This is a genomic window from Methylotenera sp. N17, from assembly GCF_000799155.1.
Lineage (GTDB): Bacteria > Pseudomonadota > Gammaproteobacteria > Burkholderiales > Methylophilaceae > Methylophilus.
Genome location: NZ_JUGE01000001.1, coordinates 635854 through 661949 on the forward strand (window position 1 = coordinate 635854; position 26096 = coordinate 661949).

Annotated in this window: 28 protein-coding genes; 12 read left to right on the plus strand and 16 right to left on the minus strand. The window is 46.5% G+C overall.

The window, feature by feature from the left end; all coding sequences use genetic code 11:
- Window positions 1-8 precede the first annotated feature (8 nt).
- From FG11_RS03045 to guaB, 6 genes are all read right to left on the minus strand, one after another.
- The gene (locus FG11_RS03045) at window positions 9-1604 is read right to left on the minus strand and encodes an ABC-F family ATPase (protein ID WP_020181599.1); all 1596 of its coding nucleotides are present in this window, start codon (window positions 1602-1604) and stop codon (window positions 9-11) included.
- 23 nt (window positions 1605-1627) lie between these two features.
- Entirely contained in the window at window positions 1628-2230 is a 603-nt protein-coding gene (locus FG11_RS03050) for a nitroreductase family protein (RefSeq protein WP_025224003.1), read from the minus strand.
- A 6-nt stretch (window positions 2231-2236) separates the two neighbouring features.
- A complete protein-coding gene (locus tag FG11_RS03055; RefSeq protein ID WP_025224004.1) occupies window positions 2237-2740 on the minus strand; it encodes a GreA/GreB family elongation factor in 504 nt (167 codons plus the stop codon).
- Window positions 2737-3972, minus strand: coding sequence for an SLC13 family permease (locus FG11_RS03060; protein ID WP_047533046.1), 1236 nt, complete (start codon window positions 3970-3972; stop codon window positions 2737-2739). Before FG11_RS03060 ends, FG11_RS03055 begins: the two co-directional genes overlap by 4 nt.
- Window positions 3973-3980: 8 nt before the next feature.
- Window positions 3981-5564, minus strand: a complete 1584-nt coding sequence (guaA, locus tag FG11_RS03065) for a glutamine-hydrolyzing GMP synthase (RefSeq protein ID WP_047533049.1) — start codon at window positions 5562-5564, stop codon at window positions 3981-3983.
- A gap of 84 nt (window positions 5565-5648) precedes the next feature.
- Window positions 5649-7109 carry an IMP dehydrogenase gene (guaB, locus tag FG11_RS03070; protein WP_020181604.1) on the minus strand — a complete coding sequence of 487 codons (1461 nt, stop codon included), beginning with the start codon at window positions 7107-7109 and terminating at the stop codon, window positions 5649-5651.
- Window positions 7110-7319: 210 nt separating this feature from the next.
- Here guaB and FG11_RS03075 point away from each other — a divergent pair, with 210 nt between their 5' ends.
- Window positions 7320-7841 carry a DUF4124 domain-containing protein gene (locus FG11_RS03075; protein WP_025224007.1) on the plus strand — a complete coding sequence of 174 codons (522 nt, stop codon included), beginning with the start codon at window positions 7320-7322 and terminating at the stop codon, window positions 7839-7841.
- Window positions 7842-7870: 29 nt separating this feature from the next.
- On the opposite strand, the gene FG11_RS03080 is transcribed toward FG11_RS03075, so the two are convergent.
- On the minus strand, window positions 7871-8209 hold the full coding sequence (locus tag FG11_RS03080; RefSeq protein WP_025224008.1) for an RnfH family protein: 339 nt from the start codon (window positions 8207-8209) through the stop codon (window positions 7871-7873).
- A gap of 21 nt (window positions 8210-8230) precedes the next feature.
- Window positions 8231-8662, minus strand: a complete 432-nt coding sequence (locus FG11_RS03085; RefSeq protein ID WP_025224009.1) for a type II toxin-antitoxin system RatA family toxin — start codon at window positions 8660-8662, stop codon at window positions 8231-8233.
- Window positions 8663-8691: 29 nt separating this feature from the next.
- Here FG11_RS03085 and smpB point away from each other — a divergent pair, with 29 nt between their 5' ends.
- The 5 genes from smpB to ftsB all read left to right on the plus strand — a co-directional run bounded on the left by smpB (window position 8692) and on the right by ftsB (window position 13439).
- Window positions 8692-9174 (plus strand): SsrA-binding protein SmpB, encoded by a 483-nt coding sequence (smpB, locus tag FG11_RS03090; protein WP_268747040.1) that lies wholly within the window; start codon window positions 8692-8694, stop codon window positions 9172-9174.
- 123 nt (window positions 9175-9297) lie between these two features.
- Window positions 9298-10938 carry a CTP synthase gene (locus tag FG11_RS03095; protein WP_047533053.1) on the plus strand — a complete coding sequence of 547 codons (1641 nt, stop codon included), beginning with the start codon at window positions 9298-9300 and terminating at the stop codon, window positions 10936-10938.
- A complete protein-coding gene (gene kdsA, locus FG11_RS03100; RefSeq protein ID WP_020181610.1) occupies window positions 10935-11774 on the plus strand; it encodes a 3-deoxy-8-phosphooctulonate synthase in 840 nt (279 codons plus the stop codon). Before FG11_RS03095 ends, kdsA begins: the two co-directional genes overlap by 4 nt.
- A gap of 42 nt (window positions 11775-11816) precedes the next feature.
- Window positions 11817-13103 carry a phosphopyruvate hydratase gene (eno, locus tag FG11_RS03105; protein ID WP_020181611.1) on the plus strand — a complete coding sequence of 429 codons (1287 nt, stop codon included), beginning with the start codon at window positions 11817-11819 and terminating at the stop codon, window positions 13101-13103.
- A 6-nt stretch (window positions 13104-13109) separates the two neighbouring features.
- Entirely contained in the window at window positions 13110-13439 is a 330-nt protein-coding gene (gene ftsB / locus FG11_RS03110) for a cell division protein FtsB (RefSeq protein WP_020181612.1), read from the plus strand.
- Here the strand turns inward: ftsB and ygfZ are convergent.
- Window positions 13412-14452 (minus strand): CAF17-like 4Fe-4S cluster assembly/insertion protein YgfZ, encoded by a 1041-nt coding sequence (ygfZ, locus tag FG11_RS03115; RefSeq protein WP_047533056.1) that lies wholly within the window; start codon window positions 14450-14452, stop codon window positions 13412-13414. The genes ftsB and ygfZ overlap by 28 nt on opposite strands.
- 32 nt (window positions 14453-14484) lie before the next feature.
- Here ygfZ and FG11_RS03120 point away from each other — a divergent pair, with 32 nt between their 5' ends.
- The gene (locus tag FG11_RS03120) at window positions 14485-14976 is read left to right on the plus strand and encodes a hypothetical protein (RefSeq protein ID WP_152604037.1); all 492 of its coding nucleotides are present in this window, start codon (window positions 14485-14487) and stop codon (window positions 14974-14976) included.
- On the opposite strand, the gene FG11_RS03125 is transcribed toward FG11_RS03120, so the two are convergent.
- The 6 genes from FG11_RS03125 to FG11_RS03150 are packed head-to-tail and all read right to left on the minus strand — an operon-like array spanning window position 14943 to window position 20443.
- Window positions 14943-15959, minus strand: a complete 1017-nt coding sequence (locus FG11_RS03125) for a VWA domain-containing protein (protein WP_020181614.1) — start codon at window positions 15957-15959, stop codon at window positions 14943-14945. The genes FG11_RS03120 and FG11_RS03125 overlap by 34 nt on opposite strands.
- 3 nt (window positions 15960-15962) lie before the next feature.
- Window positions 15963-16517 carry a hypothetical protein gene (locus tag FG11_RS03130; protein ID WP_020181615.1) on the minus strand — a complete coding sequence of 185 codons (555 nt, stop codon included), beginning with the start codon at window positions 16515-16517 and terminating at the stop codon, window positions 15963-15965.
- Window positions 16502-17485, minus strand: a complete 984-nt coding sequence (locus FG11_RS03135; RefSeq protein WP_020181616.1) for a vWA domain-containing protein — start codon at window positions 17483-17485, stop codon at window positions 16502-16504. Before FG11_RS03135 ends, FG11_RS03130 begins: the two co-directional genes overlap by 16 nt.
- 2 nt (window positions 17486-17487) lie before the next feature.
- A complete protein-coding gene (locus tag FG11_RS03140; RefSeq protein ID WP_020181617.1) occupies window positions 17488-18507 on the minus strand; it encodes a hypothetical protein in 1020 nt (339 codons plus the stop codon).
- A 16-nt stretch (window positions 18508-18523) separates the two neighbouring features.
- Window positions 18524-19384, minus strand: coding sequence for a DUF58 domain-containing protein (locus tag FG11_RS03145; RefSeq protein WP_025224015.1), 861 nt, complete (start codon window positions 19382-19384; stop codon window positions 18524-18526).
- A 42-nt stretch (window positions 19385-19426) separates the two neighbouring features.
- The gene (locus FG11_RS03150; RefSeq protein ID WP_025224016.1) at window positions 19427-20443 is read right to left on the minus strand and encodes an AAA family ATPase; all 1017 of its coding nucleotides are present in this window, start codon (window positions 20441-20443) and stop codon (window positions 19427-19429) included.
- Window positions 20444-20648: 205 nt separating this feature from the next.
- Between FG11_RS03150 and fabA the strand changes: the two genes are divergently transcribed.
- The 3 genes from fabA (at window position 20649) to FG11_RS03165 (ending at window position 23012) form a co-directional block, all read left to right on the plus strand.
- Window positions 20649-21164 (plus strand): 3-hydroxyacyl-[acyl-carrier-protein] dehydratase FabA, encoded by a 516-nt coding sequence (fabA, locus tag FG11_RS03155; protein WP_047533062.1) that lies wholly within the window; start codon window positions 20649-20651, stop codon window positions 21162-21164.
- Window positions 21165-21194: 30 nt separating this feature from the next.
- A complete protein-coding gene (gene fabB / locus FG11_RS03160; protein WP_020181621.1) occupies window positions 21195-22421 on the plus strand; it encodes a beta-ketoacyl-ACP synthase I in 1227 nt (408 codons plus the stop codon).
- Between the two features lie 108 nt (window positions 22422-22529).
- A complete protein-coding gene (locus tag FG11_RS03165) occupies window positions 22530-23012 on the plus strand; it encodes a DUF1439 domain-containing protein (RefSeq protein WP_047533065.1) in 483 nt (160 codons plus the stop codon).
- A gap of 21 nt (window positions 23013-23033) precedes the next feature.
- Here the strand turns inward: FG11_RS03165 and FG11_RS03170 are convergent, their stop codons facing one another.
- Entirely contained in the window at window positions 23034-23405 is a 372-nt protein-coding gene (locus FG11_RS03170; protein WP_020181623.1) for an Mth938-like domain-containing protein, read from the minus strand.
- A 127-nt stretch (window positions 23406-23532) separates the two neighbouring features.
- Here FG11_RS03170 and FG11_RS03175 point away from each other — a divergent pair, with 127 nt between their 5' ends.
- Both FG11_RS03175 and FG11_RS03180 read left to right on the plus strand, forming a co-directional pair.
- Window positions 23533-24759 carry a pyridoxal phosphate-dependent aminotransferase gene (locus tag FG11_RS03175; protein ID WP_020181624.1) on the plus strand — a complete coding sequence of 409 codons (1227 nt, stop codon included), beginning with the start codon at window positions 23533-23535 and terminating at the stop codon, window positions 24757-24759.
- An 18-nt stretch (window positions 24760-24777) separates the two neighbouring features.
- Window positions 24778-26091 carry a homoserine dehydrogenase gene (locus tag FG11_RS03180; protein ID WP_047533069.1) on the plus strand — a complete coding sequence of 438 codons (1314 nt, stop codon included), beginning with the start codon at window positions 24778-24780 and terminating at the stop codon, window positions 26089-26091.
- Window positions 26092-26096 lie beyond the last annotated feature (5 nt).

The window sequence follows — 26096 nt, forward strand, 5'->3', positions numbered from 1 at the left end:
AGAAAGATTTACTCAATACCCTGGCTGGCCAAGTAATCCTCATAGTTGCCGGTAAAGTCGACAATACCGTCCGCTTTGATTTCGATAATACGGGTGGCAATCGAGCTGACGAACTCACGGTCATGGCTGACAAAGAATAAGGTGCCTTTGTATTTATCCAAAGCAGTGTTCAGCGCCTCAATGGATTCCATGTCCATGTGGTTGGTTGGCTCGTCCATGAGTAACACATTGGTTTTTGCCAGCATCAGTTTGCCATACAGCATGCGGCCTTTTTCACCACCTGAGAGCACTTTAACTGACTTTCTGGTCGCTTCGGTCGGGAACAGCAAACGGCCGAGCATGCTACGCACGGTGTTGTCATCATCACCTTGTTGACGCTGTGCAGTCATCCACTCGAACAGGTCTTCGCCTTTTTCAAATTCGTATTCATGGTCTTGAGCAAAGTAGCCAAGCTTGGCTTTTTCTGCCCATTTGACTTCCCCATGTTTAGGCGCGAGATCACCTGCCAGACAGCGCAGGAAAGTGGTTTTGCCGATACCGTTTTCACCAATAATGGCGACTTTTTCACCAGCTTCAAACATCAGTTCTAAATCGTTGAATAAAGTCTTGTCAAAGCCATGGCTGAGCTTTTTGAGTTCTACTGCGTTACGATGCAGCTTTTCTCTATCGTCAAACTCAAAGCGAATAAACGGATATTGGCGGCTAGAAGGTTTAAATTCCTCCACCTTGATTTTATCAATCTGTTTGGCGCGGCTAGTTGCTTGTTTGGCTTTAGATGCGTTAGCCGAGAAACGGCGCACAAAGTCCTGCAAGTCGGCAATCTGCTGTTTGGCTTTGGCGTTGTCTTTGGCTTGCTGATTACGTGCGGCAATGCTGGCCTCCATGTAATCATCATAGTTGCCGGGGTAAGAGGTGATTTTGCCGTAATCCATATCGCAGGTATGCGTACATACCTGGTTTAAAAAGTGGCGGTCATGCGAAATGATGACCATGGTGCAGTCACGATTATTGACCACATCTTCTAACCAGCGGATAGTGTTGATGTCCAAGTTGTTGGTCGGTTCATCCAGCAACAATACGTCTGGGTTGGCAAATAGGGCTTGCACTAGTAATACACGCAGTTTCCAGCCAGGTGCAACTGCGCTCATCGGGCCGTTGTGCTGCTCAATAGGAATGCCAACGCCTAATAATAACTCACCGGCACGCGCTTCTGCGGTGTACCCATCATATTCCGCATAGATGCCTTCTAATTCGGCAGCGCGCATGTAGTCTTCTTCTGTGGCCTCCAGGTTTTCGTAGATGGCATTTTTTTCTGCGTTGGCCTTCCACATTTGTTCATGGCCCATCATGACTACATCCAGCACGCGCTGGTCTTCATAAGCAAACTGGTCCTGCCTCAAAAAAGCCATACGCTCATTGGTATCCAGTGAAATATTGCCGCTAGTCGGCTCTAAGACGCCCGCTAGGATTTTCATAAAGGTGGACTTTCCACAGCCATTGGCGCCAATTAAGCCATAGCGATTACCATCGCCGAATTTGACTGAAACGTTTTCAAACAGTGGCTTGGCGCCAAACTGCATGGTGATATTGTTAGCGGTTAACATAGACTCTCAAAAATAGCGTTAAATTAAAATGTGTTGTAAATGACGACTTCGTCTAAAGGCAACTGACCGGCACGCGCACGCGCAGGTTCTAATGCTTTGCCGATGACGACGAACATGACTGGGGTATGGTCTTCTGGTAGTTTTAATAATTTGCCTACGGCATCAAAATCAAACCCATCCATTGGGCAAGTGTCATAGCCCATCTCTTTGGCCGCAAGCATCAATGTAGTGGCTGCCATGCCGCACGAGCGCATGCCTTCATCACGTTGTACTTGTGCGTTATCGCGGTAATAATTGCCAATAGCCGGCACTAAATAATCTTGCACTGCCTGTGGTGCATTACGCCAATAGCGTTCAGGCTGTTTTGCCCATGCATTTAAATCTGCTGTGAGCACCACCAATAACGAGGCTTCTTCCACTTGGGCTTGGTTCCAGCTCACGGCGCGAATTTGTTGGCGCAATACAGGCTCTGTGACGACTACAAAACGCCAGTTTTGAATATTAAAGGCAGTAGGGGAGAGTATTGCAAGCGACATCAGCTTGTGGATTTCTTCATCGGTCATTCGATGGTGTGGGTCGAACGATTTAACGGACCGCCGCGCAATAATAGCTTCGGATACTTGCATGCTTAATTACTTTCCATAATGAATTTCAATAATATCTATTTGTAAATTGCCGGCTGGCCGTTGCCATATCACACTATCACCGACTTTTCGTCCAATCAATGCGCGGGCAATGGGAGAAATATAGCTGACTTTATGTTCGGCAATGTTGGCTTCATCCTCGCCAACGATAATAAAGCCACTTACTTCACCCGTTTCATCTTCCACTTTGACGTGTGCGCCAAACAATACGGTATGTTGATCTTGTTGTGCTGGGTCGACCAATATTGCATTTTCTAACCGTGCGCTAATATAGCGTAAATCACGTTCAATCACCCCAAAGCGCTGATTGGCTGTTGGATCGTCTTTGCGTTTACTCAGTGTCAGACGTTCTTGCGCTAATGCTTGTGCTTGCGACTCCAGTTGTGCCAACCCTGCAGGTGTCACGTAGTTAGGGTGAGCGCTGACTGGCCGTTCAGGTAAATCGGTTCCCGCATGTTCCAAATCATCCTCTTTGACGAAGCCACGACTCATGTTGCGGCCTGCATTTGTGTCATGGCAGAGGACACTTGGCGATGCGGCTCCTCTGGGTGCCAGCCTAATATAGTCAAGATGACGGCAAATCCAATGATGTAGGCTACAACGACATGCCAGCCTTGACGTAGCCATGCTTGGGTATTACGTGCCTCCGGGTACATATTGCTGATTGCAACGCCTGCAGAGGAGCCAAACCATAGCATGGAACCACCAAAGCCAACGGCATAAGCAAGGATGCCCCAGTCGTAGCCGCCTTGTTTAATCGCGAGTGCGGTCAAAGGAATATTGTCAAAAAATGCGGATACAAATCCCATGGCGAATGTGCTAGTCCAAGTAGCAACAGGTAATTTTTCTACCGGCATCAGTGATGCGCACATCACTAAGCATAGTAAAAACAATGACCCTTTAAATGTCTCGGGCAATATCTCCCAATCGTGACGGCGTATCTGCGTCGTGAGTAAAATAGCCACCCATAATGCAGTGCCTATCCAAGGGAATAAGTCGGCTTGTTCTGGCATCTGCAAATTAATAAAGAAATTGGTCCCTAGCGCAGCAAGCAGCATGCACGCCACAATCATTAGGCGTTTCCAATCTATATGTGCAGTGGCGGTTGCATCCTTGATGATGGGGGAGTAAGCATGTTGCTGCTTAGCTGCAACCCATCCCACCACGCATAATGCGGCAATCGCTGCCACGTAAGCATGCAATACTTGCGAGGGGGCAATCCCGGCAATCCACATCATGGTAGTGGTAGTATCACCCACTACTGAGCCCGCCCCGCCGGCATTGGAGGCAGCCACGATACCAGCTAAATAGCCAATATGGACTTTGCCCTTAAAGAGTTGGTGTGCCATGGCGCCGCCGATTAAAGCTGCCGCGATATTGTCTAAAAAACTGGATAGCACGAATACCAAGACCAGCAGCATAAAGCCGCCTTTCCAATCATCAGGTAAGTATTTGGGCAATACTTCTGGCATTTGGCTTTTCTCAAAATGGCGTGCGAGTAGGGCAAAGCCAGTGAGTAAACATAATAAATTAGCCAGTAATACCCACTCGTGATTGAGGTGGCTAATGAAGCCTTGTAGACCGGCTCCGGTTTTAAACCCGGTAAATAACCATTGGTAGAGCACGATGCTGAGTAGTCCGCTGGCAGACACAGCGAGCGTATGCCTATGCAACGTGGCGACACCCAGCAGTGTTAACCCAAATAGCATAAACTCAACTGGCATGTGAATGCTTATTCCCACTCAATCGTTGCAGGTGGTTTGCCAGAGATGTCATAGACCACTCGATTAATGCCACGGACTTCATTGATGATGCGATTGGAGACTTTGCCCAATAAGCTGTAGGGCAGCTCTGCCCAGTGCGCCGTCATAAAATCACTGGTGACGACTGCGCGTAATGCCACTACATAATCATAAGTACGGCCATCACCCATCACGCCCACCGATTTGACGGGTAAGAATACGGTAAAGGCTTGGCTGGTCAGTTCGTACCAAGTTTTGCCGGTTTTTTTGCATGTGGTATTGCGTAATTCCTCAATAAAGATAGCATCGGCACGTTGTAAGAGTAGGGCGTAATCACGTTTGACTTCACCCAAAATACGCACACCTAGGCCAGGGCCTGGGAATGGATGGCGGTAGACCATGTCATGTGGTAAACCAAGTGCTACGCCAAGTTGACGTACTTCGTCTTTGAATAAATCGCGTAAAGGCTCTAATAGCTTTAGGCCCAATTTTTCAGGTAAACCGCCTACATTGTGGTGGCTTTTAATCGTCACCGCTTTTTTAGATTTTGCGCCGCCGGATTCAATCACATCTGGATAAATAGTGCCTTGGGCCAGCCATTTTGCGTTCGCACATTTTTTGGCTTCTGATTGAAACACTTCAACAAATTCACCACCAATAATTTTACGTTTAGCTTCTGGGTCGCTCACGCCAGCTAATTTGCCCATAAACTGTTCGGTGGCATCCACGCGAATCACTTTGGCATGTAAGCGGCCTGCAAACATCTCCATGACCATGTCGCCTTCATTCAGGCGCAGTAAGCCATGGTCCACAAATACACAAGTGAGTTGGTTGCCAATGGCACGGTGAATCAATGCGGCGGCAACGCTGGAATCCACACCACCCGACAGACCAAGAATCACTTCTTCATCGCCCACCTGGGCTTTGATTTTAGCCACAGCTTCAGTAATGTAGTCGCCCATGATCCAATCGGGTTTTGCGCTACAAATATCCAACACAAAGCGCTCCAGCATGGCTTGGCCTTGTTTGGTGTGCGTGACTTCTGGATGGAATTGCACCGCATAGAATTTACGTGACTCGTCTGCCATGGCTGCAATCGGTGTGGTGTCATTGCTGGCAATCACTTTAAAGCCAGTAGGTAGCTCGGTGACTTTATCGCCATGGCTCATCCATACGTCGATCAAGCCATGTCCTTCTGTATTGGTCGCATCTTGAATATCGCGGAATAGTGCAGAGTGTCCGCGAGCACGCACTTGTGCATAACCAAACTCACGTTTGTGACCAGCTTCTACTTTGCCGCCGAGTTGCTGCGCCATGGTTTGCATACCGTAGCAAATACCTAGCACAGGCTTACCTAACTCAAATACGGCTTGTGGCGCCTTATCAGTTTCTTCTTCATACACGCTGGCATGGCTACCGGAGAGAATGATGCCATCGGCGCCAAAGTTGCGCACAAACTCATCTGATACATCACAAGGATGAATTTCACAATAGACATGGGCTTCGCGCACGCGGCGGGCAATCAGTTGTGTGACTTGAGAGCCAAAATCGAGAATAAGTATTTTGCTATGCATGGTTGTCGTTTGCTTTAAGACATAAAGGCACAGTAGCTCAGAAAAATTCTGAGTGCTGTGCCTTTTTAGAGTTATTAAAAAGGGTTAATCAATACGATAGTTGGGCGCTTCTTTGGTAATTTGTACATCGTGCACATGCGATTCACGCATCCCGGCACTGGTAATTTGCACAAACTCTGCTTTGCTGCGCATCTCTTGAATGGATGCAGCCCCTACATAGCCCATCGAGGCACGTAAGCCACCCATTAATTGGTGAATCACAGCCAATACACTGCCTTTATAGGGTACGCGGCCTTCAATACCTTCGGGCACTAATTTGTCGGCATTGCCATTGTTGTCTTGGAAGTAGCGGTCACTGGAGCCTTTTTGCATAGCACCAATCGAACCCATGCCTCGGTAAGATTTGTAAGAGCGACCTTGGAACAACTCTACTTCGCCAGGCGCTTCTTCTGTCCCAGCAAACATGCCGCCTAGCATGACGCTATAAGCACCTGCTGCAATGGCTTTAGAGATGTCGCCAGAAAAACGAATACCACCATCGGCAATAAATGGCACGCCTGTGCCTTCTAGCGCTTCTGCTACATTGCTGATTGCTGAGATTTGTGGAACGCCTACACCAGCTACGATACGCGTGGTGCAAATGGAGCCTGGGCCAATGCCGACTTTAACAGCATCTGCACCAGCATCTACCAGTGCTTTGGCAGCGCTAGCCGTTGCAATGTTGCCACCGATGACTTCAATTTTAGGAAAGTGTTTTTTTACCCAAGTGACGCGATCCAAAACACCTTGAGAGTGACCATGTGCGGTATCTACCACAATCACGTCTACGCCAGCTTCGGCTAACGCTTCTACGCGCTCCTCTGTGCCTTCTCCTACACCCACGGCAGCGCCTACGCGTAAACGACCTTTGCTGTCTTTACATGCAAATGGGTGATCGCTCGATTTTTGAATGTCTTTGACGGTAATTAAACCTTTGAGCGTGTCATGGTCATCAATCACTAGCACACGCTCTAAGCGGTGCTGGTGTAATAGGTGAATGACATCTTCTTTGCTGGCACCTTCCCGTACCGTCACTAAGCGGTTACGCGGCGTCATGATGTTTTGGATGGTTTGATCTAAATTGGTTTCAAATCGCAAATCACGGTTAGTGACAATCCCGACAATCTTGTCATTGTCTACTACCGGTAGGCCAGAGATTTTATGCAATTGTGTCAGTGCAATCACATCGCGCACAGACATATGGGGGGAAATAGTAATCGGGTCATTCACCACGCCAGATTCAAAGCGTTTCACACGTGATACATGCGCAGCTTGTTTGATGGACGTCATGTTTTTGTGAATGATACCTAAACCGCCTTCTTGCGCCAGTGCAATGGCTAATGGCGCTTCAGTGACGGTATCCATGGCGGCAGACACCAACGGAATGTTGAGTTTAATTTTACGGGTGAGTTGCGTGCTTAAATTTACTTCACGCGGCATGACGATCGAATGTGCAGGAACTAATAAAACGTCATCAAAGGTTAGGGCTTGTTGCAACAAACGCATGTGAAATCCTTAATCTCCAAAACGAGATTATACCGATTTGCAACACTTATTCAAAGTTCAACGTGATAATTCCGCCATGTTGCATTCAACCGATTGGGCTTTGCTGCGTTTTACAGTAAACTCAATCATAATAATAGAAAGATAATGTGGTTTAGTCTGGCATTCTTTTTTATAAAAATAATAAATAAAATCAACTGGATAGGACATAATATGAGAGATGGTCGTTCAAAATTATTGATCGCTTTGGGTGTGTTACTAGTGACAGCATTGCCGGTGCAAGCAGAGATTTATAAGTGGGTAGATAAAGACGGTACAGTGAAGTATACCGATACGCCGCCGCCTGCTGGTGCTAAATCGCTTTCCACCATCAAAAAGAAGGCGACTAGCCCTGCAGTGATTCCTGCGCCTGCAGCTGCAACTCCTGAGGGTGGTTTAACAAATCCTACTCTTGCACAACCTGCGGGTGGTGATGGAGCTGCATCGGAGCAGGAAATGGCGAAGAAAAAGCGTGAAATAGACGAAATCGAAAAGAAAAACAAAGCTGAGAAAGAAGCGCAGGCCAAGCAAAAGCAACTGAATTGTAGTGCCGCCAAAGCCAATTACCAGAGTTACAGTCAGGGTGGGCGCGTTTACCGTATGAATGAAAAAGGTGAGCGTGAGTACTTAGATGATAAAGGATTATCGGATGGTGCAGCTAAAGCCAAACGCGATATGCAGGAGTATTGCTCTTAAGCTCGGTAGTCGAGGTGGTCGGTAGGGGATTACACTTCATCAGTAGCTAAATCGCCACCACCTTTTTTCATCACTTTTCCGTCCGCAGCACGTTGTTTTCTCACTGCTTTCGGGTCGGCAATCAGCGGGCGGTAGATTTCCACGCGATCCATTTGGCGCAATGTTGTGTCGTTTTTGGCGAGTTTGCCGAAAATGCCTAGTTGGAGCGCGTTAGCATCAATGTCGGGGAATTTTTGTAATATGCCCGACAGTTTGACTGCTTCTTCTGCTGTGCATTCTGCATGTACTTTCAATGGGATAATCAGTTGCTCATGTGGCAATGCGTAGGCGACCTCTACGGTGATTAGGTGCATGGTTGATTCGTTCATATAATGGATTTTCCTAGTTACTCAGCGGTACACTTCATCTGCTCGCAGCACAAAGCTATCTACAAATGTATTGGCGATATGGCTGAATACTGGGGCAATGATTTTTTCTAATATTGCATTTGAAAATTCGTAATTCAGTTTAAATTCAATTTTACAGGCATCTTCGCGTAGTGCAATAAAGTGCCAGTGGCCTTCCATATGTCTGAATGGTCCATCGGAGAGTTGGATGTCCATGCGATGCGGGTATTGCTTTGTGTTGCGTGTGGTGAAATGCTGTTTGATCCCATGATAATTAATATGCAGCGTGGCTTGTGTCACGTGTTCTGTTTGCTCATGCACGTCTACACCACCACACCATGGCAGAAAGCTTGAGTAGTGTGTGACATCATCGACCAATGCAAACATTTGGGCACATGAGTGCATCACCAAAACCGTTTTTTCAACTTGTGCCATGCCAATACGACGAGATAGAGTAAAATGCTATTTTAAGTCATTCACCCACAAAAAAAAGATTTATGAGCATTGCCCAAAATAAAAAAGCCTTTTTCGATTATTTTATCGAAGAAAAATATGAGGCTGGCCTCGTCCTAGAAGGTTGGGAAGTCAAGGCAATCCGTGAAAACCGCATCAACCTGAAAGAGGCTTATGTGGTAATTATGCGTGGGGAAGTGTATTTGATTGGCTGTCATGTAACGCCTTTAGGTGCGGCGTCTACGCACATTCGTCCCGATGCGATTAGAACGCGCAAATTGTTGTTGCATAACGAGGAAATTGCAAAGCTGATTGGCAAAGTAGAGCGCGCTGGCTATACGCTGGTGCCGTTGGATATGCACTTCACGCGCGGTAGAGTCAAGCTGCAAATAGGGCTGGCCAAGGGTAAAAAACAGCATGATAAGCGTGATACGGAAAAAGCGCGTGACTGGGAGCGCGAAAAAGGCCGCATTATGCGCGCACATAATAAATAGCTAGTATAAAAAATAGAGAGTTGTACAGCGTTTTATTTCACTTATTTATCACCTCGTTGATTGTGGTGAAACGCCCTTTACGGTAAAATTTCATCCCGTCTGCAATGTTTCGCAAAGTTCTCAATGACCAAATATGTATTCGTTACTGGCGGTGTTGTATCTTCACTTGGTAAAGGTATCGCAGCGGCCAGTCTAGGCGCGATTTTAGAGTCGCGCGGTATCAAAGTCACCATGCTCAAATTGGATCCCTACATCAACGTGGATCCCGGCACCATGTCTCCCTTTCAACACGGCGAAGTATTCGTCACCGATGACGGTGCGGAGACGGATCTGGACTTAGGCCATTACGAGCGCTTTATTAGCAGTCGTATGGCCAAACGTAATAATTTCACTACCGGTCAAATTTACGAAACCGTGATTAAAAAAGAACGTCGTGGGGAGTATTTGGGCAAAACTGTCCAAGTCATTCCGCATATCACCGATGAAATTAAAACCCATATCAAGCGCGGTGCAGAAGGTGCAGATGTGGCAATTGTGGAAGTCGGCGGCACGGTGGGGGATATTGAATCACTGCCGTTTTTGGAAGCCATTCGCCAAATGGGTTTTGAAGAAGGTAAGAACAATGCCTGCTATGTGCATTTGACCTTGTTGCCTTGGATTCCAACCGCAGGCGAACTTAAAACCAAACCAACACAGCACTCGGTGAAAGAGCTACGTGAAATTGGTATTCAGCCCGATATCTTATTGTGTCGCGCTGAACGTGAAATTCCAGAAGATGAAAAGCGTAAAATTGCCTTGTTTACCAATGTCTCATTTGAGGCGGTCATTAGCGCGATTGATAGCGATTCCATCTATAAAATCCCCGGCTTATTGCATGAGCAAATGATGGACGAGATTGTCTGCCACAAGCTCAATATTTTGGCAAAAGCTGCCGATTTGTCAGCGTGGCACAAAATTACGCACGCTGTTGCGAACCCCAAACACAATATTGATATTGCCTTCGTGGGTAAATATGTCGATTTGACCGAGTCATACAAGTCGCTGACCGAGGCGCTGATTCATGCCGGTATTCACACTGAGTCTAAAGTAAAAATTCATTATATCGACAGTGAAGAAATTGAGAAGTCTGGTACAGATAAGCTAGAATCCATGGATGCGATTTTGATTCCGGGTGGGTTTGGTGTGCGCGGTACCGAAGGTAAAATTAGTGCTATTCAATATGCGCGCGAACATAAAATTCCTTACCTTGGCATCTGTTTGGGTATGCAGCTCGCAGTGATTGAGTTTGCACGTAATGTAGCAGGATTAAAAGATGCGAACAGTACAGAGTTCAACCCACAAGCTGAGCATAAACTGATTGGTTTGATTACCGAATGGCAAGATGCCACCGGTAAAAAAGAAACGCGGGATGAAAGTTCTGATTTAGGTGGCACCATGCGTTTAGGCGCACAACGCTGCCCAATTGAACCGAATACCATTGCAGCAAGTGTATATGGCGCAGATGTGAATGAACGCCATCGCCATCGCTATGAGGTCAACAACCATTATGTAGAGCAATTGAAAGCGGCTGGGCTAGTGATTTCTGCGCGGACGCCGACTGAGGAGTTGTGTGAGATGATTGAGCTACCACAATCGACACATCCATGGTTTGTGGCGTGTCAGTTCCACCCAGAGTTTACTTCTAATCCGCGTGCAGGTCATCCGCTATTCAAGGCGTATGTGTTAGCAGCGCTAGCTCATAAAACCAAAGGGAGTGATGCATGAAGTTATGCCACTTTGAGGCAGGCTTAGAGCATCCGCTGTTCCTGATTGCTGGGCCATGCGTGATTGAGTCTAAACAAATGGCCATTGATACGGCTGGGCAATTGAAAGAGATTGCAAGCCGTGTGGGTATCCCGTTTATCTACAAGTCTTCTTACGACAAAGCCAATCGTAGCTCTACCAAGACGTTTCGTGGATTTGGCATGGAAGAAGGCTTGCGCATATTAGATGACGTGCGTGCACAAATTGGTGTGCCAATATTGACCGATGTACACACAGAAGAGCAAGTGCCACATGTAGCTGCCGTAGTAGATGTGCTGCAAACACCAGCCTTTCTTTGCCGTCAGACCGATTTTATTGTGGCGGTAGCGACTTGTGGCAAGCCTGTGAACATTAAAAAAGGCCAGTTTTTAGCGCCTGGTGATATGCGTCAAGTGGTGAGTAAAGCCAAAGAAGCCAATGGTGGCGCAGATACTATTATGGTGTGTGAGCGCGGCGCTTCGTTTGGGTATAACACGTTGGTATCTGATATGCGTGGTTTAGCAATCATGCGCGAAACACACTGCCCAGTGGTGTTTGACGCCACGCATTCGGTACAGCAGCCAGGTGGTCAAGGCGATAAAAGCGGTGGTCAACGTGAGTTTGTGCCGGTATTGGCCAGAGCGGCTGTTGCAAGTGGTATTGCCGGCGTATTCATGGAAACACATCCTGATCCGGCAAAAGCCTTATCCGATGGGCCCAACGCATGGCCATTACATAAAATGGAAGATTTGTTACATCTCTTAGTTGATTTGGATCGCGTAGTAAAAAAAGCAGGCTTTGCCGAGCAAAGCTTATAAGCGTATCGCTGAAAAATATTGACATACATTAAGGACTAAAACATGAGCGCAATTGTAGATATCATCGCCCGCGAAATTATGGATTCTCGCGGTAACCCAACGATAGAAGCCGACGTATTACTTGAAAGTGGTGTCATTGGTCGCGCTGCTGTGCCTTCTGGCGCATCCACAGGGGCTAAAGAAGCCATGGAGTTGCGCGATGGCGACAAAGGGCGTTATTTAGGTAAGGGCGTGTTGCAAGCAGTAGAGAACGTCAATACGGAAATTACTGAAGCGATTATTGGGTTGGATTGTGAAGAGCAAAGCTTTATCGACAAAACATTGATTGAGCTGGATGGTACTGAAAATAAAGACCGTTTGGGTGCAAATGCTATTTTGGCTGTGTCTCTGGCTTGCGCACGCGCAGCAGCAGAGGAAAGTGGTTTGCCACTGTACCGTTATTTAGGTGGCTCTGGTGCAATGCAATTGCCTACGCCGATGATGAACATTATCAACGGTGGTGCACACGCAGATAATTCTGTCGATATGCAAGAATTCATGATTATTCCGGCCGGTTTACCTACATTCCGTGAGGCATTACGCTGTGGTGCAGAAGTATTTCACCAATTGAAAAAAACACTGCATAAAAAAGGCTTGGCAACTACAGTGGGTGACGAAGGTGGCTTTGCACCTAATCTGCCATCCAATGAGTCAGCCATTCAATTGATTATGGAGTCGATCTCAGACGCAGGTTACGAGCCAGGTCGCGATGTGTTCTTAGGTTTAGATTGTGCAAGTACTGAGTTCTATAAAGATGGTAAATACCACCTAGCGTCAGAAGGCGTGTCATTGACCTCTGCGCAATTTACGGATTACTTAGCTACTTGGGTGGATAAATACCCTATTATCTCGATTGAAGATGGCATGGGTGAGTTTGACTGGGACGGCTGGGATATTCTTACCCAACGACTAGGTAAAACAACGCAATTGGTTGGGGATGATTTGTTTGTTACCAACGCAAAAATCTTACGTGAGGGCATCCGCCGTGGTGTAGCTAACTCTGTACTGATTAAAGTGAATCAAATTGGTACATTGACTGAGACTTTCCAAACCATTGAGATGGCAAAACGTGCAGGTTATACGGCAGTCGTATCACATCGCTCTGGCGAAACAGAAGATACAACGATTGCAGATATCTCAGTTGCGACAAATGCGTTGCAAATTAAAACCGGTTCATTATGCCGTTCTGAGCGCGTAGCTAAATACAACCAATTATTGCGTATTGAAGAAGAGTTGGGTGATGCGACTAGCTATGCTGGTAAAGACGCGTTTTATCAGTTATTTAAATAAGTACAGTTGAAAGCACTTACGCTTATTTTTGTTGTACTCATTGCCTTGCTACAGTACCCACTGTGGCTAGGCAAGGGTAGCTGGCTTAGGGTTTGGAATGTGAGTCAAAAAATTGACGAGCAAAAGAAACTCAATGTCAGTTTCAAGTTGCGTAATGACACATTGCGCGCAGAAGTCCGTGATTTAAAACAAGGCAATGCTGCGATTGAAGAGCGTGCGCGTAGCGAGCTTGGCATGATTAAAGAAGACGAAGTGTTCTATCAAGTCATCGACCAGCCAATGCCAGCTCAGCCTGTCTTACCTACACCTCAGCTCTCTATCAAGCCTAACGAGTAAGGCATTACTTTTTGTTCCAGTGCAACGGCTTGCCAAAACACTGTACCGACTTGTTGTGCTTCGATTCTAAGCTCGGCTAACACATCAAATCCGCCTGTTGCATGCGGGGCGCTACGTACAATTTGCCCTACCTCACTCTGGTTAGCATCTGCAATTTTATCTCCTGCACTCGGCTTATTTTCGCCTGGCACATGCATAAGAAAAGTACGGCGCTTAACGGTGCCGAGATAGTGTGTGCGTGCGACAATTTCTTGGCCGGTATAACATCCTTTTTTAAAGTTAATGGCATTGAGTAAGTCTAAATTCACCATCTGTGGGACGAATTGCTCTTGTGTAGCCGGTACGATTTCTGGAATCCCTGCATTCACCTCAAGCCAATCCCAGCAAGGTTTTCCAGCGGGGGTTGCCTTTTGTTTGAGCGACTCCCATAGCGCTATTGCATGGTCGAGTGTTGTAAATATTTGGTAGCGATCATGACCGGCTATGCTGGGCAGTTTAAGCAGAGTTGCTTGCTCTAGTGTGCTAAGCGCATAGTGTGCTGCTGGCACCTCACTGAAATGTTGTAGCAATATTTGCGATGCATCCGGGCCATTGAGTCCCAGTTTGATAATACGGTCTGATGTATCGCTAATGGTGACTTTGCTTCTCATGACATACATTTTCAAGCGTTTGCTCACCGCATCCGCAATGGATTTCGGCAGTTGTAAATGCAAATGATGTTGATGTGCAAACGCTAGAAACAGCGCAAGCAATCTGCCCTTGGGTGAGCAATAACCCGTGTAATGCGCATGCTTTCCATCCAATAGTTTTACATCATTGGTGACTTGTCCTTGCAAAAAAGGCACGGCATCTGCACCGCTGACTTCTAGCAAGGTCAGATGTGATAAATCATACAATGTGTTGTGCTGAGCGGTGCGTTTAAGCGCTTGTTGTTGGTCACCAAAATACGTGGCGTCACCATCTACGTGTGCGCCTTGAGCGATTAAATGTGATTGCCATTGCGTTGCAGTCATGCCAGTATGTGCCTAACGATAAAGTTAAAAAAATGAAAACGCGAATAGTGCCAGCGATACATGTCGCACTCCAACCTTCTTACTTGATATTGGGATGCTATGTGTTTGTTTCAATACTCAGCCTGTTGAGTGTATTGCAAACCAGTTTCTCTATACTACTCAAGTGTGTGATTGTCTGTGCGGTGATTATAGCGACAATTTACACGATATTGCAGGATGTCTTGTTGACGCTGCCATGGTCTTGGAAGTTGGTTGAGGTGACTAGCCAAGGGAAAGTGCGTGTGCACAACCAGCGGGGCGAACTATTTGAGGTAGTGCCATTGGCTTCTTCAGTCAGTCACCCTTGGCTGACGATTCTACGTTTTAAACGACTCACTTATCAGCATGGGTGGAGAAATAGCCTAATGCTCACTGCTTGGCAAGTGCGAGACCCGCAGCAGTTTCGTAAATTACGTGTTTGGCTCAACTGGGGGAGGGCTGATAAAAAACATCAGCCCTTAGTTGACGTTGCTTTGCCCGAGTAACGTGAAAAGCGCTTCAAAAGCACATGCCAAGCGTGCTTAGTTTCTTGGATGGGATGCTTAGGGATATACGCCATCAAGAACAGTAGTCCGGCCAAGCTTGCCAATAGCCAGCGTAATTCAAAGCGTGCTTTATCGCGTCGGGCAGGGGGCTGGTTTTTCATTGCAGCCAATACGTTTTGTATACTTTCGCCATTGACATAGTTGCCAGTCACTTCTTTGGCAATGGATTCAAGGTATTTCTCATCTAATCTAGATAAAAAACGATCGCTTTCACTAGGTGCGACGTTGTCATCCCGAATGCCGATATTCGCCTCTGAGATTTGCGCAATGCCCGGTTGCATGGCAAAACTTTCGCTAGACCAGTAACCAATCAACTGATTATGTTCGTCTAGTTTGGGTACAGCAGTGCCTTTGTCACTGCCAATGCCAACAAATAGCCAGTTTTTGCCACCCTGAAATCCGGTGAGGTCTTTGGTGTTAAACGCGTGCAGCCTAGGTGCTTCTTCACCATCGCTAAAATAAACCACCTGTGCAGGCTCCGGGAAGCTACGAATAAGTTTGGCTAAGGTAAACATGCTTTCTCGTACGCGACTATTGCCAGACCAGCCCATACGCCAATCTAAGTGATCGATGCTGTCTTCAATCGCATGGAAATTTTCGCATACTTCAATCGGCGTATATAAAGCAGCTACGCTAACGCCAGCAAATAAGCCAATACTGACCAAGGTCCCACAAGGCAGTTCGCCAATCACACGGTGTAGCATATGTTGTTGGTATTCCATGCGTGAGACAGGCTTGCCCAAAATCGACATGTCTTTCACGTTCATGCTTTGTGAAATGTCTGCAACAAGCAAGTAACTGTAAATGTCACGTTTAATCGGGATGCTTGGCTTAAACATGGCGACGATTAACAACAGCAAAGCCGCCGCCAATAAGGCTAAGTCACGACGATGGCGTAAATAGTTAATAAGTTTTTTTGACATGATTTACGGCAATCCAACCGGAATATTGCCCATAATCAGCCCTGGTGTATCTGACTCACCCACGCCAGGCGTTGGCGTGCCAGGCAGCATGGTAAGCAGGCGATCAAAGTTGTGGCGTACATCCCAATGCGTATTGTCTAATTTTAACGAAGATTGATAGGCAGTTTTGGCTTGGCGGATAAAGTATTCCGCTTCGTTGCGTACCGTCATGCTGGTACCGTTAATGGCTAATCCGCGTAAAAAGAACATATTGCCAACGTTATATTGTATGGCGGCTTTTTGAGATGTATTGCCTTTTGGCATTAATTGCGTAAACAGTAAGGTGGCTTCTTTGTAGCGCTCTTTTTTAGCTAAATACAGGGCTGTCGCAAATTTAGCCTCAACACTTTGTTGATCCGTATCAGGGGTTTTTCCTGCAGAGACTGCTTTATTAAAGGCATGAATCTGCTGGATGCGCTGATAAGTGTATAAGCTGGCCAATATACATAGTAGGCTAATGCCAACCAGTAACCAGGTAAGTTTTTTGACTGTAAACCAAGATATTATGCTGTGCGCCATGTATTCACCTCTAAATATTTCACGCCTAATAGCAACGCAATCATGAGCGCTGCAATAAAAAAGAAAGCATTCGAAAAATCTTTACCGGGGATTTTTTCCAAATACTTGATAGGCTTTTTTTCTTTACGATTAATGTCATCAATCGCCATTTGTAATGTTCTTGGGTTCTCCGCTTCATAAGCGTTGAATGGTGTCTTCAGTGTTTTGAAGAACTCATATAGCTCAATTTCCGGCGGTAGCGGTTGGTCTTCTTGCGGTTTGTAGTTTTTATCAAAAATACTCAAACCACCAGGTTGTCTCAACACAATCCAATACAGGCCAATTTCCATGCGGTCAAACCATTCACGGATTTTTTCTTGGGTATTGGCATCAATTCTGCCGGCACCATCAGAAAGCAAAATCACCGCACGTGAGCCTGAGTTAGGTACTTTGTCGAATAATCCAGCACCGGAAGTTAAACCGCTGCCAATATTGGTTTGGAATAGTGCATTGCCTGCCGTGGCACGTACGGCGGCGACAATCGCTTCTTTATTTTCCGTTAGCGGCAACACATACATGGCAGAGTTACTAAAGGTAATCATGCCCATCATGTCGTTTTGGCGTGATTGCACAAACTGTGTGATCAAGCGGCTGGCGGCTGCTGATTTAGTTTCTCCCACGGTGGTGGCCGTTGAGCCAGAGAACGGGTCGTCCATACTTGCGCTGCGGTCCAGCACCAGTGCGATTTGTGCGCCTACGCCTATACGTTCGACTTCTTGCTGGTGGCTGTGCGGTCCACTTAAGCCAACAATGGTGCAAGCTAAAATACACACGGCGAGTATTTTTAAAATAAACCCAATCAGATTAGATAGCGGATCAGTTGGTAGCATTTCCACCCATGAATAATTACGGGTATGCGCGCGCTGAAACACTAGCGGTAACAACGCCAGTGGTAGTAGCCACAATATATAAGGGTTGGAAAACGCCATGGTTAAGCTGCCTTGCGTGTTGCGCTGTTGCGCGTAGTGCTCAAACTGTCTGGAATCAAACCACGCTCGCAGTCACGGCATTGCTTGCAAAATCGTGCTAACCACGCTAACTGTTGTTCTCCCGCCGGTTTGTCAGCATTGGGCTCAAAAAACACTTGACGTGACAACTCAAAAAATTGGGCTAACTCAGCTTGAATATGCTGAAAAGCAGGTTTTTTTGCTAAAAATGCATTTAAATTGTTGCTGAATAAACTGTATCCTGCGCTGCTATTCAGTGCTTCATGCAAGTGGCTAGCCGCACCTTGAATGCCTTCTGCGGTATGAGGTGCTTTACGGATACTTCTGTAAGCTTTGGCAAACGGCCCGCCCATGCGTGGTAGCCATGTGTACTTGCCCAGCATGTATAACAGAGTAAGTAACGCAATCGCCAGCACTGCAAGCAATACGGTTAGGCGTGTTTGTAGTGGGGATGCATCTAATAAAAGCGGGCCTCGATAGCCACTCATGTCCTGCTCAATCTTGACCTGTCCGAATACAGAGATGGGTGAGATAGAGAAATTCCAGCTCGGAATTCTGTACCTATACACTTTTTTATCTTTGGATGAAGTATCGAGTAGGCGCAAATACTCGCCAGGCAATGCTGCAGGTTTGGCCACCACGTTATTGGTAAATACTTGATAACTCAAAGAAATATGATGGGTAGTCGCGTCTTTGGCACTTTCTTTTGAATAGTCCAGTTTGGATAGGTCAATACCAATTAGCTGACCTTTGTATCGGCGCTCATAACCTACAATCGGCAAAGACTCTTCTACCAGTACATAGGGTTTTTTAATGGTAACGGTGATTTCTCTCGTTAGCACATCGCCCACGGTATAGCCAACATCACGCTCCGGCTCTTGAATGTGGATACTGACAATGCCAGCTTTCACATCAGGCAAAAAATCAGTCTCTAGCGCATAAGCCTGATGATGCAACAGTGTGATGCTTGAGAGAGTGAGCAGGGTGCGTAAAAGTTTTTTCATGGTGTGTAGAAGTGCATTAGGCGGCAACAAATTGATGAAAGTATTCGGTCAGTGTGTCTGCATCAAACTCACCTTCCACAAAGAAAGGGGGCATATCAAACTGCATAAATAGTTTATAGATAGCTTCGCGACGCGCTTCAAAGGCAGCAATGATGCGATCGCGGTATTCTTTACGTAGGAAAAGCGTACGTTTCATACCACTTTCCGGATCCGTCACAGCCGTAATGCCAAACTCAGGCAGCGACTTATATTCATCTGCATCCCATAGCACAACGGGCACAATATGGTGCTTGAGTAAATTGGCCAGCGCCTCTTCCAGTTGTTTGAGTGGCATATGAAAATCAGACACCATGAATACCAGTGAACGCTCGCGAGGTAAGTAGCGCCAAACATCGGCGATACCATCTCCAGACACCATTTGCGGATGATGCTCTTTCAGACGCTCCATCAGCTCTATGGCGCGCTGAGGTTTGAATGAAGCAGTGCTAATCCAATCCTCACGCACGACTTCATCAAAGCCGACAAAGCCAAACGGATCTGCATTTCGACTCGCAGATCGTGCAATCGACTCGACAATGTCGGCCGCACGACGGATTTTTCGCGTTTGCGCGCCAAAATTCATACTGCCAGACATGTCGCAAATGGCAAACACAGGTGTCGCGCTTTTTTGGTTAAACAAGCGTACATACACTTGTTCCATGGGGTCGCGTATGGTTTGGCGTAAATCAATCCGGCGAGGATCAGGATAAGCCACTAAAGTGGTATGACCAATAAACTCCATGCCCATGCCACGTTGTGTGCTGGCATGGCGCCCCGGGTGGCGCCCACGGTTTCTCCAGCCGATATGGTAGCTAAACTCTTTGATTTCGTTATACATAGTCATGTATCAAGCTCATGTATAAAATTCTCATGTATAAAATTAAGGTGCCGCCACCGCATTAATAATGCTCGTCAACATTTCACGCGCAATTTCCGTGCGGCGCATTTCGTAAACCGGGCTGAATACCAAGCGGTGCGCCACTGTTTCATGGAATACTGCGTGAATGTCTTCTGGCGTCACAGCTGTGCGCTCATTGAGCCAAGCGTTTACGCGCGCAGCCCGTAGCATCATGCTCATGCCACGTGGACTGGCACCTGCCAACACTAGGCGGTTCATGTCTACGTTACTGACTTTGACACCATAGTCGAGTGGTTGGCGTGTTGCTTTCCATAGATTCAGTGCATATTTTTGCAATGTAGGGGAGGCTTCAACGCTGTTTTGTATAGTGCCGGAGAAGCTATTGAGCTGATCAAATTGTAAAACGTCGGCTTTTAAAGTATCCACTAAGGCATCCACATTGTGGAATTTAGTGTCAAACATCAAGCCTTGCATGATGGCATCATCATTGGGTACCACGATAGGAATTTCCATCATAAAACGGTCACGTGCCGCAGATGGAATTTCGAATGTCTCTTCTTTTTCTACTTGGTTACGGTCAGCAAATACAATCATGTGCGGGAATGCATGCTCTTTATTGAATGCAGAGAGCGTACGCTCAGCCATTACGCGTAGTAGTAATGAGTGCACTTGTGGGCGGGCGCGATTAATCTCGTTAAAAAAGAATACAGACAAGTTTTCGCCGGACATGAGCAATGGGCCTGCACTTACATGGGGTTTGCCATCTTCACCCAAATACGTATGGTAGACCAAATCGTTAGGCATCAAGTCAATCGTACCTTCGATACGTTGATAACCACCACCAATGCCGCGTGTAAATGCACGCAGTAGTGTTGTTTTACCTACACCCACATCACCCTCAAGCAATACATGACCACGCGCAAAAATGGCAGTGGTGATCAGGCGTATAGGGTTGCTTTGACCGACTACAACTTTATTGACTTCGGATTCTAGAGTTAAGGCATGCTGGCGCCAGTCGGCAAGTAGACGATCGCTCATCGTGGTTTCCTAAAGATTAAAATGATGAATGGTTTGTTAATTTGTAACTAATTTGTAAATAATATAAACGAATTTTTTAAAAGTGTATACAGATTTGTATAGTAATTTTTTTAGCTATTTCATGATTAGTTTACAGTTAGGGCTTTCGTTAAATGCAATTTCCAGCGAAAATAGCGTAAATATCGTCTAGTTGAAGTTATATTGAATGTCTAAACAAACAAGTTATACCAAAGAAGAGTTGCTAACATGTGGTCGGGGAGAGCTATTTGGTGAGGGCAATGCGCAATTGCCATTGCCGCCGATGCTGATGTTTGATCGCATTGTCTCGATTACCGAGGACGGTGGTAAATATGGTGCCGGACAAATCATTGCTGAGTTAGATGTCACGCCTGACCTATGGTTTTTTGGTTGCCACTTTACGGGGGATCCGGTCATGCCAGGCTGTTTAGGCTTGGATGCGATGTGGCAATTAGTTGGTTTTTACCTTGGCTGGAAGGGTGGCCCTGGTCGAGGTCGTGCGTTGGGAGCGGGCGAAGTGAAGTTTACCGGTCAAGTGTTGCCAACGGCTAAGTTTGTGCGCTATCACATTGATTTAAAAAGAGTTATCATGCGTAAGTTGGTCATGGGGATTGCAGATGCACGCATGGAAGTAGATGGGCGTGAAATCTACGTAGCCAATGACTTACGTGTAGGTTTGTTTACTACGACTGACAATTTTTAGAATAATAAGATTTAGGCAAGGGAATACTCAATGCGTCGCGTTGTCATTACAGGATTAGGCATCGTTTCTAGCCTTGGTAATAATAAGGATGAAGTGCTTGCAAGTTTGAAAGCAGGTCAATCTGGGATTACTTACCAGCCCGAATATGCTGAGCATGGTCTTCGCTCACAGGTGGCTGGTTCTATTAAAAACCTCAATATTGAAGAGTTGATTGACCGTAAACTACTGCGCTTTATGGCCAAGGGTCATGCTTATGCTTGGTTAGCCATGCAAGAAGCGATTGCTGATGCCAGCCTAGGTGAGGATTTGGTCTCTAATGTGCGTACCGGCATTATTGTCGGTGGTGGTGGTCCATCGACTGAAAGCATTGAGCAAAGCAATGCTGTGCTTGCAGAAAAGGGTATCCGCCGAGTTGGGCCTTATATGGTGACTAAAGCCATGTGTAGTGGGATTGTGGCGACTTTGGCTACAGGCGCTAAAATTAAAGGTGTTAACTACGGTATCAGCTCTGCCTGTTCTACCAGTGCACATTGTATTGGTGCCGGGGTAGAGCAAATTCAGCTTGGCAAACAGGATATTGTGTTTGCCGGTGGTGGCGAAGAGGAACATTGGACCTTGTCATACCTGTTTGATGCAATGGGTGCCATGTCTACCAAGTACAACGAGACACCGGATAAAGCCTCAAGAACTTATGATGCTGATCGTGATGGTTTTGTTATTTCTGGCGGCGGTGGCATTGTGGTGCTAGAAGAGTATGAGCATGCCAAAGCCCGTGGTGCACAGATTTATGCGGAAGTCGTGGGTTATGGTGCCACTTCAGATGGTTACGATATGGTCGCGCCGAGTGGCGAGGGCGCAGTGCGTTGTATGCAATTGGCATTGCAAGGTATCGATAAAGTAGATTACATCAATACTCATGGTACCAGCACGCCAGTGGGCGATACCAAGGAGCTTGAAGCTATCCGCGAGGTGTTTGGTACGGATAATCCAGTCGCGATTGCTTCGACCAAATCATTGTCAGGTCACGCATTAGGTGCGGCTGGTGTGAATGAAGCGATTTATACGCTCTTGATGATGAAACATGATTTCATAGCAGCCTCCGCAAACATCGAGACATTGGATCCTGCCGCAGAAGGCTTGAATATTGTGCGTCAACGCATTGATAACGTCAAAATTGAAACAGCGCTATCCAATAGTTTTGGCTTTGGTGGCACCAATGCGACACTCACGCTGTCTACTAAATATCTGGATAAATAAACGCGTAGTTTTATCCTCAACCATGTGCATTTACACAAGGTGAAATTGCAGAAACTAGTTAACAGCCTGATAGTTTGTCTATGTGTCCTCAGTACTGCGTGTGCTGTGATGGGTGATAAAACCGTGCGTGTGACAGAAGCGCAGATTCAGCAAAAACTGAACGAGCGCTTAGCGGTGCCTTTCTCTTTACTTAAAATCTTCGATGTCAATTTATCCAATGCCTTGGTCACGTTTGATAAGACCACTGGGCGCATGTATACCACCTTTGATACACGTTTAAGCAGTGCATTGCTGGATGAAGCCTATGCTGGCAAGTTAGGACTCTCCGGAAAATTGCGGTTTGATGCGCCAACACAAGCCGTTGTACTGGATGAGACGGAAATCGATAAGTTTGAATTGGATGGTATGCAGGCCAAACAAGCTGATATGTTGAATGCATTAGCCAAGAAACTGGGTAGTCAGATGCTGAACGGCCTGCCACTTTATACGGTTAAGCCAGAAGATCTCACCATAGGCAACAGGCATTACCAGCCTAAAGAAATGCTAGTAACGGATAAGGGGCTGCAAATTACCCTAAGCCCTCATCCTTAATACGGCCTCTACAATGTTTACTTAGCTTAAGCATAATATTGCAGCTACATTGCGCCCTTCACTCATCAAAATATTATAAGTTCTGCATGCTGCTGCTGTATTCATGCACTCCAGTGGAATGCCAAGCTCGGTTAGCCCCGAATATATGCGCGGATGTAAAAAGCGATGTGTGCTGCCCGAACCCAATAGCACCACTTCTGGTTTGGTGAGACTGATCTCTGCAAAATGCGCTGGTGTAAGTGAGGCGAATGCATCGCAACCCCAATCAGCATGGATGTGCTCAGGCGTCACAATCAAGTTGTGATGGAAACGTTGGCGATTAATTTCAATAAAATCGTCTCCATAGCCAGTGATGAGATTTTGCTTTTCTGCAGTGGTTAGATGTAGTTTCATACGGACGCACTCACGTTCTATTCATTCGGCTTCGCTTTCATTGAAGAGCGGAGCCTTTCTAAGGTAAAATAAGGTTTTTGTTCAATGCCAATTTGACCGATAGTCATGTTGGTGAATTCTAGTCCTTATGCAGCCAGTCAACAAATCAAATAAGCTTAGTAATGTTTGCTACGATATTCGTGGCCCTGTACTTCAACGCGCCCGTCAAATGGAAGACGAAGGGCAACGTATCATTAAGTTGAATATTGGGAATCCGGCCGCTTTTGGTTTTGAAGTGCCAGAAGAGATTCAACAAGACACGATCCGCAATATGGGTAAGGCGGGTGGCTATACCGATAGCAAAGGCCTGTTCGAGCCGCGTAAAGCCATCATGCATTATACGCAAAGCAAAAACATTGCTGGCGTGACGGTAGATGACATCATCATCGGTAATGGTGTGTCTGAGTTGATTGTCATGGCGATGCAGGGCTTGTTGAACAATGGTGACCAGATGCTGGTGCCGATGCCGGATTATCCGCTATGGACAGCAGCGGCGACTTTGGCTGGTGGTACAGCCCGTCACTATATGTGTGATGAAGCCAGTGGCTGGCTGCCAGATTTAAAAGACATCGAATCTAAAATCAATGCCAATACACGTGGCATTGTGGTGATTAATCCTAACAATCCGACTGGCGCGCTCTATCCACGCGAGATTTTGGAAGGCATTATTGAAATTGCCCGCCATCATGGTTTGGTGATTTTTGCCGATGAAATTTATGACAAAGTGTTGTATGACGACAATGAGCATATTTCCATGGCATCGCTGGCGGATGATGTGTTGTTTGTTACGTTTAACGGCTTATCCAAAAACTATCGCACTTGTGGATACCGTGCAGGTTGGATGGTGATTTCCGGTGAGAAAAAACACGCGACCGATTATATCGAAGGCCTAAATATGTTGGCTTCTATGCGTTTGTGTGCCAATGTGCCTGGCCAATTGGCGATTCAAACTGCATTGGGCGGCTACCAAAGTATTCATGATTTAGTGGCGCCAGCAGGTCGCTTGTGTAAACAACGTGATTTGGCTTATGAAATGCTCACGGCGATTCCCGGCGTAAGCTGCGTCAAGCCCAAAGCCGCCATGTACTTGTTTCCTAAGCTCGATCCTAAAATCTATCCGATTGAGGATGACCAGCAGTTTATTTTAGATTTATTGCTGGAAGAGAAAGTCCTGCTAGTACAGGGCACAGGATTCAATTGGAAAAAACCGGATCATTTCCGCGTGGTTTTTTTACCCAATGTGGATGATTTAACAGAAGCAATACACCGTATAGCTAGGTTCTTAGAAGGCTATCGTAAAAAGCATCAAAAATAACGAAAGTTGAATGTAGTGATGAAAGTACTTAAGGTAGGGTTGTTAGGGATTGGTACAGTAGGCGGGGGCACATACACTGTGCTGACGCGCAATCAAGCTGAAATTGAGCGTCGTCTAGGCGCATCCGTACAAGTGGTGCAAGTGGCAGACCGTAATATTGCACACGCCAAACAAGTGACGGGTGGCCAAGTGGCCGTAACAGATGACGCATTTGCAGTGGTGAATAACCCCGAAGTAGATGTGGTGGTAGAGCTGATTGGTGGCTATACCGTGGCTAAAGAGCTGGTGTTGAAGGCCATTGAAAATGGCAAACACGTGGTGACTGCTAATAAGGCGTTGCTTGCTGTACACGGCAATGAGATTTTTAAAGCCGCTGCTGCAAAAGGTGTGATGGTGGCGTTTGAGGCAGCCGTTGCCGGTGGTATTCCAATCATCAAAGCGCTACGTGAGGGCCTAAGTGCAAACCGCATTGAATGGGTCGCTGGCATCATTAATGGCACGACAAACTTTATCCTGACCGAAATGCGTGAAAAAGGTTTGGCGTTCTCCGATGTGTTGGGCGAGGCACAGCGCTTAGGTTATGCCGAGGCGGACCCTACGTTTGACGTGGAAGGCATTGATGCTGCGCATAAATTGACCATCATGGCTTCGATAGCTTTTGGCATGCCTATGCAATTTGACCAAGCCTATACCGAGGGTATTACCAAGCTGACGACCAAAGATATCAAATACGCGGAAGAGTTAGGTTACCGCGTGAAGTTATTGGGCATCAGCAAAAAAACAGAAGCCGGCGTTGAGTTGCGTGTACATCCTACTTTAATCCCTGAGAAGCGTTTGATTGCCAACGTGAATGGTGCAATGAACGCAGTGGTTGTAAAAGGCGATGCAGTAGGCCCTACTTTGTACTACGGTGCAGGTGCAGGTGCTGAGCCCACAGCCAGCGCAGTGGTTGCTGATTTAGTGGACATTGCCAGATTAGCCAGTGCAAGTGCAGAGCAGCGCGTGCCTTACTTAGGCTTTCAATTAGCACAGCAGTTTGCATTAAATGTGCTGCCGATAGCAGAAGTTAACAGTGCCTACTACATACGCATGCGCGCAATGGATAAGCCAGGTGTGTTGGCAGAAGTGACCAAAATTTTAGGTGATCGCGATATCTCAATTGATGCCATGATGCAGAAAGAGCCGCAAGAAGGCGAGTCTGAGGCTGACATTGTTATTTTGACGCACATTACCATGGAAAAAAATATGGATGCTGCGATTGAAGCCATTGAAGCATTGTCTGCGATTGCAGGAAATGTCACAAAAATCCGTATGGAAGAATTAGGGCGTTAATCAGG